We start from the raw sequence: 12,965 nt of genomic DNA, 5'->3' as shown, positions 1-12,965 counted from the left end.
ATCTCTTCGTCAGGATGCTATCACGTAAGATGCGCTCGTTCAGGCGATTCGGGTAAAGTGGAGCTATGGGATCCGCTGAAGACGAAGAGATTGCACGAAACCTGCTTGAGGCTGTGCAGATTATGGCAAGGCTTCGTGGACCCGACGGGTGTCCCTGGGACAGGGAGCAGACTTTCGATACGATCAAGCGTTACACGCTCGAGGAAACCTACGAGGTTTTCGACGCAATTGAGAGGAGAGCGTGGCCGGATCTGAAAGACGAACTTGGCGATCTGCTTCTACAGGTGCTGTTCTATTCGCAGATGGCGGCTGAAACCGGCTATTTCACCATCAACGATGTCGCTGCAAATCTGAATGAAAAGCTGATTCGACGCCATCCGCACATCTTTGGCGATGTTAAGGCCGAGGATGCAGCGGCCGTGTTGAAAAACTGGGAAGAGATCAAGCGAGAGGAAAAGCGCACTTCGGGAGCTCAGGTCGAGACGTCGCTGCTGGGTGAGATTCCGCGTTCGATGCCTGCCTTGATCGAGGCGGAGAAATTAGGGTCGCGCGCTGCCAAGGTGGGATTTGACTGGCCCAATATGGAAGGCCTCTTCGCGAAGCTGGATGAGGAGATCGCGGAACTTCGCGCTGAGGTGTACTCCGAAGAACCCAGTAAAGAGGTGAACTCCATCGCCATTGAAGAAGAGTTGGGAGACCTGATGTTTACTGTCGTGAATCTTGCACGGCATCTGAAGGTCAATCCCGAGTCGGCGCTGCGCAGATCGAACGCAAAGTTTCGCCACCGCTTTACCGCAATGGAGCGTAAGGCAAAGGGAGGCGAAGGCCTCGCGGCACTCGATTCGGAGAAGCTTGATTCGCTTTGGAGAGAGGCGAAGCAATCTCAAAGATAGTTCGACGCGCTATCTCGAAATTCATGGATGGAAAGAACTGTTGGAATGATGAGCACGGGAAAACAAGACAAGATCGAGATTCGGCCACTGACCACGCTGGAACAGTTTGAGCGTTGTATCGTCCTGCAGATTGAAGTCTGGGGATACAGCGATGGGGACCTGATCCCCCGGCGCGTCTTTCTAGTGGCCCAGCGAATCGGCGGGCAGGTACTTGGAGCCTTCGACGGAGACACCATTGTCGGTTTCGCGATGTCCTTGCCGGGGTATCGCAACGGTCATGCCTACCTCCATTCCCATATGCTGGCAGTGCTTTCAAATTACCGGAACGCCGGCCTTGGCCGCAGACTCAAGCTCGCGCAGAGGGACGACGCCATCGCCCGTGGCTTCGATCTGATGGAATGGACCTTCGATCCACTCGAGATTAAGAACGCTCATCTGAATATCGCGCGGCTTGGCGCAATTTCGCGGCGTTACAGGGCGGATTTCTACGGTCCCTCATCTTCACCCTTGCAGGGCGGACTTCCTACGGATAGGCTATACGCGGAATGGTGGCTGAAATCCCCGAGAGTCACAAACATGTTGAATGGGGAGACGCCAACCATCCAGATTGTCGAACGCATCCTTGTCCCGCACGCCATCTACCAGTGGAAGCAGGATTCCCAGAACAGATCCTTGGCGCAGCAGCTGCAGACGTCGAATCGGGAGAAACTCCAGTCGGCGTTTGATCGTGGTCTCAGCGTCGTAGGTTATGAGCGAAATGTTGAAGGCGATGGAACTTTTCTGCTTGGTGCATGGAACGATAAAGCGCAGGGTGCCTGGAGCTGAACATTAGAAAAGAAAATCTTCCTGCTGCCATCTGAAAAATTTCTCGTAAGGACGGGATTCAAAATGCTAAACATCGATGCAATTCACATGCGCGAGATCAATATGCCGCTGGCTCATCCCTTTGAGACCAGCTTCGGCCTGACGACGGCACGCCGCATCCTCCTCATTGAGCTCGAGAGCGAAGGACTGACCGCATGGGGAGAGTGTGTGGCCGGCGAGCATCCCTACTTCAGCGACGAGATGATCGACACCGCCTGGATTATTACTGAGACGGAGCTTGCCCCAAGGTTGCTGGATACGGACCTGCAGGGCGGAGGAGATGTCCCAGACCTCCTGAAGCAAATACGCGGTCATCGCATGGCCAAAGCTGCGCTTGAGAATGCGGTGTGGGACCTGGAAGCGCAGAGTAAGAAGATCTCGCTCGCTCAGCTGCTGGGGGGGACCCGCGAGGTGATTCCCTGCGGCGTTTCCATCGGAATTCAGCCCTCCCTGGAAAAGCTGCTCGAAAAGGTTGAGACAGAGGTTTCGGCGGGGTATCAGCGAATCAAGCTGAAGTGCAAACCGGGCTGGGATCTCGAGATCTTCGAAGCCGTCCGCAATCGCTGGCCCGAGATCCTGTTGAGCTGCGACGCCAACTCCGCTTACCGCATGAAGGACTTCGATCACATCGCATCATGGGATAAGTTCAACCTGCTGATGATCGAGCAGCCCCTATGGTACGACGACTTCTACTTTCACTCGATGTTGCAGAAGCGGATCGAAACAGCGGTCTGCCTCGATGAATCCATCCGCAACCGCCGTGATGCGCTGGCAGCTATCGACATGGAGTCCTGTCAGATCCTCAACATCAAGGTGGGGCGCGTAGGCGGTTTCAGCGAAGCGATCGCCGTGCACAACGCTGCCGAAGAACGCGGAGTTCCAGTCTGGTGCGGAGGCATGTTGGAGACGGGCATCGGGCGCGTGCACAACATTGCGCTCTCATCGCTGCCGAACTTCTCGCTGCCAGGGGATGTGTCTGCCTCAGCACGTTACTGGGCCCAGGACATCATTGAACCCGAGGTAACCGTCAGCAAAGCCGGGGAAATCGCCGTCCCCACCGGCGTGGGATCCGGCTATGCCGTGTTGCGGGACAGAATCGACGAATTGACTGTCCGCAAGCAGACATTGCGTGCGAAGGCACGTGTAACCGCATAGGCTACGCGGCAGCCTAGTGCGTCGGCAGTGGCGTGTTTAGTAGTTGATGAATGGCATCCTGATAGCTCATTGCAGCAACAGGACGAAACTCTGAGGCATCGATATCTGCTTGGATATTCAGGGTCTTCACCATCAGGGCTCGGACCGAGATTCGCTCCATGAAGTGGGTGAAGATCCACCGTCCATTGCCGGCATCGGCTTGCTCGAGCACCAGGCGGCCTCCCGGATAGATGTGAGCCAGCATACCCCACCCGAAATTCACTCCACGGAAGACGGTTCCCTCCATTCGGACTGTCTCTTTCGTCTTTGCGTCGATCCAGGCACGACCTCGAAGACCCGTGAGCGCCTCAGCCGTCGTTGTGGGCGGATGAAACTTCGGGTTCGGCTCGTAGTCGATCACCACTTCCGTCATGCCGGGATGTTTTCCGGTCTGCGGCTGGCCTGGGACGTAGGTATAGATCATGGCGTCCGGCATTAGGCGAATCAGTTGATCGGCAACTTTTTTCCCTGATTCGCTGTCTTTGACGTGCTTCGCGAAGGCATTGGGATCCTTCAGCATGTCGTTGAGCCGCTGCCGCTCTGCCTTGTCCTGCTCTTCCGTCAGCGGCTTGCCATCGCGAAGGATCAGGCGCGCCACCGACCCGTCTCTGCTTTCGATAACGTCTCGTACCTGATCGCCTTTCGCGTTGACCATATGCATGCGATAGCGGAGAAAAGAACTTTTGTTGTGGAGCGCTTCCAGCTCTCTGGCGGCGGTGTCGACTACCCAGCTGCGCGGTGGAATGGCAAGCAGGGAGGCAGATACCGGTGGAGCGGTCGCAGAGGCTGTTTGCGCACGCGCCGGGATGGAAAGGATCGAAAAAAGAATGGGGAAGCAGAGAACGGCGGACAGGCGTCGAGCCTTCACGGAGGCAAAGAGGGACGTGCGCGAAGTGGGCTGGTTGCCTTGCGTGCAATCTTTCAACCTCACTCAACCTCATTTCCATACCCGTTGGCATGCTTGAACACAGTCTTGACTATCTTACGTATGACGTAACGATAGCTTGCAAAGTTTTCCGCTTTGCTTTCCTCGGTTTGCCTAGCAGCAGGCCGTTGGGTATAGTTCGGGCAAGGTGCAGAATGTCGGCAGCATCCACTTAGGAGAGATGAAAAGGAATGAAGCCAGCGGAAGGATCCACTGTCATCGGCAAGTCAGTCACCATTCGGGGTGAGCTGTCCGGAAATGAAGACCTCTACATGGACGGCGATATGGAGGGAACCGTTACACTGTCCGACCATGCTTTGACGATCGGTCCGAATGCCCGGGTATTGGCCGATGTCCATGCTAAAGATCTCGTGATCTTTGGGAACCTGACCGGAAATCTTCATGCGACCGGTCGCATCGAGATCCGAAGCTCAGCGGTGGTCTATGGCGACATCCTCGGTGGGCGTCTATCGATCGAAGAGAACGCGACGTTCAAGGGCAAGGTGACCCCAGGAGGGAGTGAATCCGGATCGGGCGCCCCATCCGCAATCGCAAACTCGGGGCAGGCGAATCTTCAGCTTGAACCCAAAGCTTAGCGGGAGGAAAGCGAGCAATGCGCAATCTCTTCGGCGGCGGCGAAGGCGCGGGTACGTCCCGCGGATCGGATGCAAAGGTTCCGCGGCACTCCAGCGGCTGGAAGGAACTTCAGAAGCATCTGAAGGGCCAGGAGTCGCTGCGTGTGTTGGATATCGGTCCTACGTCTTCGACGAATATCAATTACATCACCAGCCTTGGCCACAGCATTTATATGGCAAACCTTGTAGAAGAGGCAGCCAAGGCGGAGTGGATGATTCAGGGAGAAGCGGGGGAAGAGCCGCGTTATGACGTCGAGCGATTCTTTGAAACTAACCTCAACTTCTCCGGCCGTAATTTCGATGTCGTCATCTTGTGGGACACCGTGGATTTTCTACCGGAGGCGCTGGTAGAACCCGTCTTCGCCAAGTTACATGAGGTGATAGCTCCAGGTGGGCTTATGCTGGCCTTCTTCCATGCGAACAGCGATCCCGGGACGGCTTTCTGCCGATATCATCTCAGCGATACTGAAGTCGTGGAGATTCAAAAAGCGGGAAATTATCCCTTGCGGAACACCTATAGCAATCGCAAGGTCGAAAATCTGCTTCGAGACTTCAGCAGCTACAGGTTTTTCCTGGCGAAGGATAGCCTCCGCGAAGTCATTGTCACTCGATGATTCTTCTTTGGCTGCATTAAAGAGTGAAAGGCGCAATGGGCCTGAGTTCTGGCCGATTGCGCCTTTTTCCAATTTCGAAGGAAAACCAAATTTACTTTCCGGAGGTCTGCTTTCTCCGTTCCGCCCAACGCTTTTTCATGGCATCGGCAATGCGCTTGCGACCCTCAGGAGTCAGTTTGCGTTTCCGCTTGCCGCTGGCTGCCGTCCCAGCCGAACTCACCTTGGGGCGGCCTCGACCAGCACGAACGGGCTTGGGCACATCCGCAAGCAAAGCGCGTGCCTGCTGCAGCTTCTGAATCTGTGCGTCGATCTCAGCAATAATTCGAGTAACTTCCACGGAAGGTCTCCTAAGTAGGGGAGTAATGATAGCAAGCCCGCTTATTCTTTAACTCGGAACCAGATATCGAAAACCTAAGAGGTACGATACAGAAGTCAGTCGTCTCTCGCAAACGAAGCGACGCTAGCCGTCTCGTTATTTTGGCGTCGTTTCTACTTTTTCTTTATCTGGCTGAACTTCGGAGTGAGTTCGAATGGCATACCCTGGGCCTGACTTATCCATCTCTTCGTGGTAAAGATTGCCAAGTCTGCGGTGTTGCACCGATCGTTGCATGTAGCGTTGTAACTCGAGCAGAGTGCCTTCTTTGTCGCGATTGAACTCAGATGCCATGCGTGTGAGCGCATAAGTTATGATGTCGCTGTGATGCAGGTCGCGCATGCCGGGATCTCGCCTCAGATTAAGCCAGAGACGATGGACAAGCTGCACTTCATCTGGCTGAATCGTAGGGGCATGCGGACCGATGTGGAAGCTGAGCGCCTCACCATCGGGCTTAATAATGTAGAAGGTGAACTGGCGTTTCGGTTCGGGAAGCGCCTCCCACGCCTGGCCTACATGATAAGCCTGTTCCTCCGCGGTCAACTTGCTCGAAAGCCCGGAGATCACGGCTGCCGCATCCAGTGAGTTCGCGGTCCGCACCAGCGCTGCGAAGATGTCACCTGCAGGAACGACAAGGAGCGAGATATGTTTTCCGAAGCTCTCCGCAACCGATACTGCCTTCGTAAACAACATCTGCTCATGTTCACTGAATAGCTGTTCGGACGCTTCCACGTACTCTGGGCCGCCTACTCCCATCATGCGGGCCGCGAGGACGACAATGTCCTGCTCTTCGGTGTTTGTGTGGGTAAGAGCCCACTTGAGCGCGAACGGAGCAGCGGAGTCGCGCATGGTGACGATCACCGCGCCTGGACGAATATCCAGCGAAGCGCTGCCGATCGTGTCCTGATGCTCGAGCTGGAAGTGCTCCCGCATCTGGCGGCTGGTCAGATCATGACGGCGTTTATTGGTTCTCTCCGAGAGCGAGAAGATGACGAAGAAGGCCGCGGCGAAGATCACTCCGCTTACCGTGGCGACTGATTTCGTGAAGAGATTGACTACCGCTGTTGTCGAAAGAACCAGGAAGACCGAAATCAATCCGATAGGAATTTCGGTCTTGCCGATGCGAACATTCAGCGGAACCTTCCAGCCGCGTTCGCCATGGTACTTCCAGCGCAGAATCAGCATCGCGAGAGCATTGAAGGTGAAGCTCCAGATGACTCCAAATGCATAAGCTTCACCGATCACAACTACATTGCCGTGGGTCAGCGCGATGACCAGCAGCTGCATTCCCGCGACAAGATTGACGATGCGATAGCTTGTGCCGTACTTCTTCTGTGGCTTGCGGAACCATTCGGTCAGGACTCCATCTTCCGCAATCCGCATGAGCACGCCGGTCGAGCCGACGATTGCGGTGTTCACCGCCCCCCCAAGGATCAGGAAGCCGACCAGCACAACGAAGCACCGGAAGATGATACGGAGGACTTCGGGGCCGACCATATACATGGCCATTCCAGCGATAAGGTTGTCGCGATAGACGTGAACGCGAACGCCGTCGGGAATGATCATGACGGCCAGCAGCGAGCACAGGCCGGTGAAGAAGAAGCTGTAAGTTGCGATGACGAGCGCGGCACGCTTCAGGTTCTTCAGTTTGGGATGCTCGATCTCGCGATTGACCTGTGCCAGTGACTCTTCGCCGCTCATGGCGAGTACGGAATGGCCGAACGCCATCAGCACGCCAAAGAGGCCAAGTGTGGTCGCGAATTTCGTCCCCTTTAAAAAGCCCAGCGCATCAGAGCTGAAGTGGAGGTTGGACGGAACGGGAAGCGGAGGAAGCTGCGCTCCACGATGGAGAACCGTGAAGATTCCCCAGAACAAAAGAATCACCACCATGACGGTGGTGATCTTCATGATATCGAGGGCACGCTGGCTGGATTCTTCTATTCCTTTTGTGTTCTGCCACCAGAAGTACAGCGTGATCGCTGCGGCGATGACGGCTGAGGCAATATCCGGTCTCAGGTGAGGAACGGTCGCCCAGTGAAATCTGGCACCTGCGAAGGTGAACAGGTCATTCAGCAGGCCGGTGATGTAGTGTCCAGCGGATACCCCCGAAATGGGGCCCGTCAGGACGTAATCGAACATCAATGCCGAGACGCTCACCTTGGCGAAGGTGCTGCCAAGAGCTTCCTTGACGATGCGATAGACCCCACCCCGCGTAAACATGGAGCAGCTTTCCACGTACACGGAGCGCACAGCATAGGCGAAGAAGACGACAGCCAGGATCAGCCAGGGGGCGGATTTGCCAACGGCCTCTTCAGCAAGACCACCCGCGTAAAACGCCGACGAGCCTAAATCATTGAGAACAATGGCAGCCGCTCGCCAGAAAGAGATGAATGTAAGCATGACCGAGGACGCCACGACGAGGCGTACCCGATTGGATTGCGGCAGAACGACAGTATTTTTTGCTGAAGCCATTGAGTGTTAGGACGCGTTCGAGGCTCTCACTGCGTCCGGAAAACTATCGTCCGGAAGCTAGTTTAAGAGCGGCCCCGCTCATCGTCAATTGGTCGGTCCTCGTTTTCTCGCGGATTCTTCGGTAAAGGAGCTCGCTAAAGGTCTACGGCTCTTCCTCTTCGTCACTCGTGAAGATCTCCTGCAAATCGCGCAGCACCGTGAACAGGACGACAAGCATGGACCCTGCCATCCCGATAAAGAAGAGTGGCACGAGGACAGCGCTGAGCAGATGGAGCAGATGGTCCATAGCTGCTCATTATAGAACCTAGTTTCGGATGATAGACTCAACCGCGATGCGACTTATCCCCGGACGGCTTTGGGCCATGGCCGCCCTCTCCGGCGTCCTGCAGGTTGTGCCTTTTCCGGTCGCGGGGCCCGTTCCTGCCTGGCGCGCGGCATTCTGCTGGGCGGCGCTCACGCCTCTCTTGTGGGCACTCTCTCGCGACGACAGGAAGGGCGGTCACCTGACCGCATGGCAGAGCGCCGCGCTGGGATATCTGTGCGGGTTTATCTGGTATTTGGGCAATTGTTACTGGATCTACCAGACCATGTATCTCTACGGCGGGCTCGACAAGCCCATCGCCGCGGGCATCCTTATCCTCTTCTGCCTCTATCTGGGGCTTTATCACGCGCTCTTTGGCGGCCTCTTCGGTGTGATCCGATCTCGTTTCGGAGCCCAGACCGCCTTATGGCTCAGCCCTTTTGCGTGGGTTGCCGTAGAACTGGCGCGGGCTCGCATCACCGGCTTGCCATGGGATCTCCTGGGAATCTCTCAGGTCGACAATGCCGCGCTGACCAGGCTGGCGCCGATCACCGGAGCCTACGGCCTCTCCTTCGTCATCGCCCTGATCAACGCCCTGTGGCTGATACGAATTGAGATCCGCGAGCGCCGGCACACCCGCCTCATCCTGACTGCAGTCGGTGTTGTTCTTGTCGTGGGATATGTTGTGGGCGTGCGCCGGGTTGCCAGGCTGCGAAGACATCCCGCGACTGCGACGGCCACGCTGGTGCAGCAAAATCTCGAGGTAGGCGCGGCAGCTCAAGGGCCCGAGCCCCCGGCCGGGCAGTTGCTGGAGTCCTTCGCTTACCTCAGCCGTCACCCCGGAGACCGGATGTATCTCGGGATACCGGAACGGAAGGGAACTCCGATCCTTCAGTTCGTTCCAACACCAGGGCCGCGCGATTCAGACCTGATCGTCTGGCCGGAGTCCCCGGCTCCTTTCCAGCAGGACGACCCTGAGTTCCGCTCTGCCATTTCGGCGCTGGCGAAGCAGGCACACGCCCCGGTGATCGTGGGTAACGTTGCCATCGATCGCACGACCTCCAACGCACGCGGGTACTTTCTGTTTAACTCCGCTTCCTTTGTCACGCCACAGGGAGACTTTGCAGGTCGCTACGACAAGATGCACCTCGTTCCCTTTGGGGAGTATGTGCCGTTCAAAAGTCTCTTCTTCTTCGCGCAGAACCTTCTGCACGAGGCCGGCACGTTCGATGCGGGCGCAACGCGCAGCCTGTTTTCTGTGAATGGTCATCGTTACGGAACCTTCATCTGCTACGAATCGATCTTCGCCGACGAGGTTCGCCAGTTCGTCCGAGATGGAGCCGACGTGCTTATCAACATCTCCAACGATGGCTGGTACGGAGACACCAGCGCGCCCTGGCAGCATCTCAACATGGTGCGGATGCGTGCGATCGAAAATCATCGCTGGGTACTACGCGCGACCAATACTGGGGTTACCAGCTCCATCGACCCTGACGGCCATGTCGTAGCGGCTGCCCCGCGACACGTCCGGACCAGCATTCGCGTCGGTTTCGGCTACGAACATGACATCACCTTCTACGCCGCTCATGGCGACTGGTTCGCCTGGCTCTGCGCCGTCATCACAGCTGCAGCCCTCGGCCTGAGCCTTCGATCCCGCTTTGCCGTAGACTAGAACGATGCTGAGTGATCTGGAATACACGTACTCCCCGGTGCGCGAAAAGATTCGCGATCTGCGGGAGTATCTTTGACTCGCCTCGCCTTCGCCGTGAACTAGCTGTCATCGAAGAAAAAACCTCTGACCCCGCCGTCTGGGCAGATCCTGCTCGCTCGCAGCCGCTGATGCGCGAACGCAAGCGTATCGAGAACCTGCTTGCCGACGACGCCGAGCTCGCTCGCCGTTCCGACGATATCGAGGCTTACTTCGAGCTCGCTCGCGAGGGCGAAGACACCGAGGCGGATCTCGCCCGCGAGATCCCGGCGTTGGTCAACTTCGCCGACCAGCTCGAATCGAAGACCATGCTCTCCGGAGAGACCGACCCGCTCAACGCCGTCGTCGTCGTGCATCCTGGCGCAGGCGGCACCGAGTCCCAGGACTGGGCCGAGATGCTCATGCGCATGTACATCCGCTGGGGTGAGCGTCAGAGCTTCAAGGTGGAGATCAACGAAGTCCAGGACGGTGACGAGGCCGGCATCAAATCTGCGACCTTCACCATCTCCGGTGACTTCGCTTTCGGCCTGCTCTCCGGCGAGACCGGCGTGCATCGCCTCGTGCGAATCTCGCCGTACGACTCCGCCAAGCGCAGGCACACCAGCTTCGCCTCCGTATTCGTCTCGCCCGAGATCGATGACACCATCGTCATCGATATCAAGCCCGAAGATCTGCGCATCGATACCTACCGGTCTGGAGGAAAAGGCGGTCAGCACGTCAACACCACCGACTCTGCCGTACGTATCACGCACCTTCCCACTGGCCTCGTCGCCGGATGTCAGAACGAGCGCTCGCAGCACAAGAATAAGGAAAAGGCGATGAAGCTTCTTCGTTCGCGCCTCTATGAGTACGAGCTCGACAAGAAGAAGGCCGTCAGCAAGAAGCTTGAAGACTCCAAGCTCGACATTAAATTCGGCTCGCAGATCCGCAACTACGTTCTCCAGCCCTACCGCATGGCGAAAGATCTTCGCACCCGCGTAGAAGTAGGCGATGTCGACAAAGTGCTTGATGGCGACCTCGAGCCCTTTATCCGCGGTTATCTCAAAATGCGTCGCGAGGGCGGGATTCCAGCTGCAGTTGCAGCCGACGACGATCTATGACAGTAGCTGTCAACTGACATCGCGGTGCGAATCAGAAATCGCTGGTACGCACCGCAAGCCGCATGGATACTCGGTAACCATGAATGCTTCAGCTACGACCTCCGCAACGACCAGGCCCGACTACGGTATCGACGCGCCTGCGGTTCTTCGCAATCTCTTTCTCTTCGGCGGGCTCTGCCTTCTGCTGGGAGTCTTCCTTCCATCTCCTCTCAATCTTGGCCCCATCAAGCTAATCTCGGCGTCCTTCCTGTGGCCCGCAGGCTTTCTCCTCGTCCAGGCCTTCCTCTATCTCCTCTACGTCAAGGTAGGAAAGTTTCATCACCGCGACTTCATGCTGTCGCTCTACGACTGGCGCGGCGACGAACGAGTCCTGGACGTCGGTTGCGGCAAAGGTCTGCTGCTCGCTGGAGCCGCAAAACGGCTGAACGCTAATGGGCACGCCACGGGTATCGATATATGGTCGACCGTTGATCTCTCCGGGAACGCGGAGGCAGCCACCCGCCACAATCTCGATCTGGAGGGAGTTGCAGCCCGTTGCACCCTGGTCAGCCAGTCTGCCGCCGAGATGCCTTTCCCCGGCGCCTCCTTCGATCTCGTCGTCTCCAATCTCTGCCTGCACAATATCTACGATCGCCCGACTCGGCTCGCGGCACTTCATCACATCGCACGTGTCCTCAAGCCCGGAGGAGTGGCTATCCTCTCCGACATGAAACTCACCGGCGAGTATGCGCAGGAGCTCCGCAAACTAGGCTTCGAGGTAAAGAGGCGGTGGGGAGGTGTCTGGACCAGTTTTCCGCCCCTCATTGTTGTTGTCGCGCGCAAACCTCTGTGACCGGCGGGGACCGGCACGCATCCAAACTGTCAGGCGTTCAGACGTGGAGGTTGTGAATGGCAAAGGCAGCAGAGAGCGGGAATGACGAGCTTCGCAAACAGCTATTGGCTTTGCTCAACGGCGGACAGGCGCACGCCACCTTGGATGACGCCATAAAAGATTTCCCGGCTAAACATCGCGGCACAGTGCCAGAGGGTTTGCCCTACTCCGCCTGGCAGTTGCTCGAACACATTCGTATTACCCAGCGGGACATCCTCGAGTTCAGCGCGCCTCCCACAGGAGGCTATCAACCCCTTGAGTGGCCCGCAGGCTATTGGCCGAAGTCTCCGGAGCCGTCCTCTCCTCACGCATGGGACGCTTCGATCGCCGCCATTCATAAGGATCGTGAGGCCTTTGAGAAGCTGATCTCTAAACCCGATGCCGACCTCTATAAGCCATTCCGCTGGGGCGACGGACAGAATCTTTTGCGCGAAGCTCTGTTGATCGCGGATCATAATGCCTATCACATCGGGGAGCTCATTCTGCTGCGTCGTCTACTTGGCATCTGGGGCAAGTAGACTATTCCCGGCGCAAAGGACGCCGTGACCATGAACGAGCCTCAGGTAATTCGTGCGATGCTGGGTCACCCGCCCTCGGAGCCACGCACCATCGCGGTCGTGGGGCTCTCGGGAAATCCGGATAAGCCCAGCCATTACGTCCCTGCGTACATGCAGCAGCATGGATATCGCATTCTGCCCGTCAATCCATTGGTGGAATCGGTTTTGGGGGAGCGTGCCTATCCTGCGCTGGCCGACCTTCCCAGCAAGCCGGACATCGTAAATGTCTTTCGATTGCCAAAGTTTATTCCAGCAATTGTCGAGCAGATGCTCGATCTGGGCTTTAAAAATCTGTGGGTGCAGCAGGGAATCATCCATCATGAAGCGGCTGCGGCGGCGGAAGCAGGCGGAATCTGGGTCGTGATGGACCGTTGCATCATGGTCGAGCACCGCTTCGCGGGTCTCTCTTAGAAGGCCCATTGTTGTCCTCTGGTCGAACGGACAGCCTACAATAAAGA

14 protein-coding genes are annotated in these 12,965 nt (G+C 57.0%); 10 read left to right on the top strand and 4 right to left on the bottom strand.

All coding sequences use genetic code 11. The annotated features are described in order from the left end of the window. Positions 1–65: 65 nt before the first annotated feature. From mazG to menC, 3 genes are all read left to right on the top strand, one after another. Positions 66–893, top strand: coding sequence for a nucleoside triphosphate pyrophosphohydrolase (gene mazG, locus AC5S26_RS21015; RefSeq protein ID WP_494186899.1), 828 nt, complete (start codon positions 66–68; stop codon positions 891–893). A 27-nt stretch (positions 894–920) separates the two neighbouring features. Further along, entirely contained in the window at positions 921–1,718 is a 798-nt protein-coding gene (locus tag AC5S26_RS21010; protein WP_494186898.1) for a GNAT family N-acetyltransferase, read from the top strand. Between the two features lie 63 nt (positions 1,719–1,781). After that, on the top strand, positions 1,782–2,912 hold the full coding sequence (gene menC, locus AC5S26_RS21005) for an o-succinylbenzoate synthase (protein WP_494186897.1): 1,131 nt from the start codon (positions 1,782–1,784) through the stop codon (positions 2,910–2,912). A 13-nt stretch (positions 2,913–2,925) separates the two neighbouring features. Here menC and AC5S26_RS21000 read toward each other — a convergent pair whose 3' ends face one another. Beyond that, positions 2,926–3,882 carry a hypothetical protein gene (locus AC5S26_RS21000; RefSeq protein WP_494186896.1) on the bottom strand — a complete coding sequence of 319 codons (957 nt, stop codon included), beginning with the start codon at positions 3,880–3,882 and terminating at the stop codon, positions 2,926–2,928. Positions 3,883–4,067: 185 nt separating this feature from the next. Between AC5S26_RS21000 and AC5S26_RS20995 the strand changes: the two genes are divergently transcribed. Then, positions 4,068–4,472 carry a bactofilin family protein gene (locus AC5S26_RS20995; protein WP_494186895.1) on the top strand — a complete coding sequence of 135 codons (405 nt, stop codon included), beginning with the start codon at positions 4,068–4,070 and terminating at the stop codon, positions 4,470–4,472. A 17-nt stretch (positions 4,473–4,489) separates the two neighbouring features. Continuing rightward, positions 4,490–5,125 (top strand): methyltransferase domain-containing protein, encoded by a 636-nt coding sequence (locus AC5S26_RS20990; protein ID WP_494186894.1) that lies wholly within the window; start codon positions 4,490–4,492, stop codon positions 5,123–5,125. A gap of 91 nt (positions 5,126–5,216) precedes the next feature. On the opposite strand, the gene AC5S26_RS20985 is transcribed toward AC5S26_RS20990, so the two are convergent. From AC5S26_RS20985 to AC5S26_RS20975, 3 genes are all read right to left on the bottom strand, one after another. Then, on the bottom strand, positions 5,217–5,462 hold the full coding sequence (locus AC5S26_RS20985; protein WP_494186893.1) for a hypothetical protein: 246 nt from the start codon (positions 5,460–5,462) through the stop codon (positions 5,217–5,219). A gap of 135 nt (positions 5,463–5,597) precedes the next feature. After that, positions 5,598–7,970: an APC family permease gene (locus tag AC5S26_RS20980; RefSeq protein WP_494186892.1), complete on the bottom strand. Its 2,373-nt coding sequence runs from the start codon at positions 7,968–7,970 to the stop codon at positions 5,598–5,600. A gap of 142 nt (positions 7,971–8,112) precedes the next feature. After that, entirely contained in the window at positions 8,113–8,256 is a 144-nt protein-coding gene (locus tag AC5S26_RS20975; protein ID WP_494186891.1) for a hypothetical protein, read from the bottom strand. Between the two features lie 46 nt (positions 8,257–8,302). Here AC5S26_RS20975 and lnt point away from each other — a divergent pair, with 46 nt between their 5' ends. From lnt to AC5S26_RS20950, 5 genes are all read left to right on the top strand, one after another. Further along, a complete protein-coding gene (gene lnt, locus AC5S26_RS20970; RefSeq protein WP_494186890.1) occupies positions 8,303–9,943 on the top strand; it encodes an apolipoprotein N-acyltransferase in 1,641 nt (546 codons plus the stop codon). A 4-nt stretch (positions 9,944–9,947) separates the two neighbouring features. Then, positions 9,948–11,079, top strand: a protein-coding gene (gene prfB / locus AC5S26_RS20965; protein ID WP_494186889.1) for a peptide chain release factor 2 whose coding sequence is annotated in 2 segments (ribosomal slippage) — positions 9,948–10,016 and positions 10,018–11,079 — 1,131 coding nt in all. Because the reading frame shifts where the segments join, the coding sequence is not laid out codon by codon here. Positions 11,080–11,158: 79 nt separating this feature from the next. Further along, complete coding sequence (locus tag AC5S26_RS20960; RefSeq protein ID WP_494186888.1) at positions 11,159–11,911, top strand: class I SAM-dependent methyltransferase; 753 nt, start codon at positions 11,159–11,161, stop codon at positions 11,909–11,911. Between the two features lie 56 nt (positions 11,912–11,967). Next, positions 11,968–12,468 (top strand): DinB family protein, encoded by a 501-nt coding sequence (locus AC5S26_RS20955; RefSeq protein WP_494186887.1) that lies wholly within the window; start codon positions 11,968–11,970, stop codon positions 12,466–12,468. Between the two features lie 30 nt (positions 12,469–12,498). Next, on the top strand, positions 12,499–12,918 hold the full coding sequence (locus AC5S26_RS20950) for a CoA-binding protein (protein ID WP_494186886.1): 420 nt from the start codon (positions 12,499–12,501) through the stop codon (positions 12,916–12,918). The last annotated feature ends 47 nt before the right edge of the window (positions 12,919–12,965 follow it).

The organism is Edaphobacter sp. FHG110511_03, from assembly GCF_059115365.1.
Note: the sequence above shows the minus strand (reverse complement) of the source record. Positions and strands in the feature narration are given on the sequence as shown.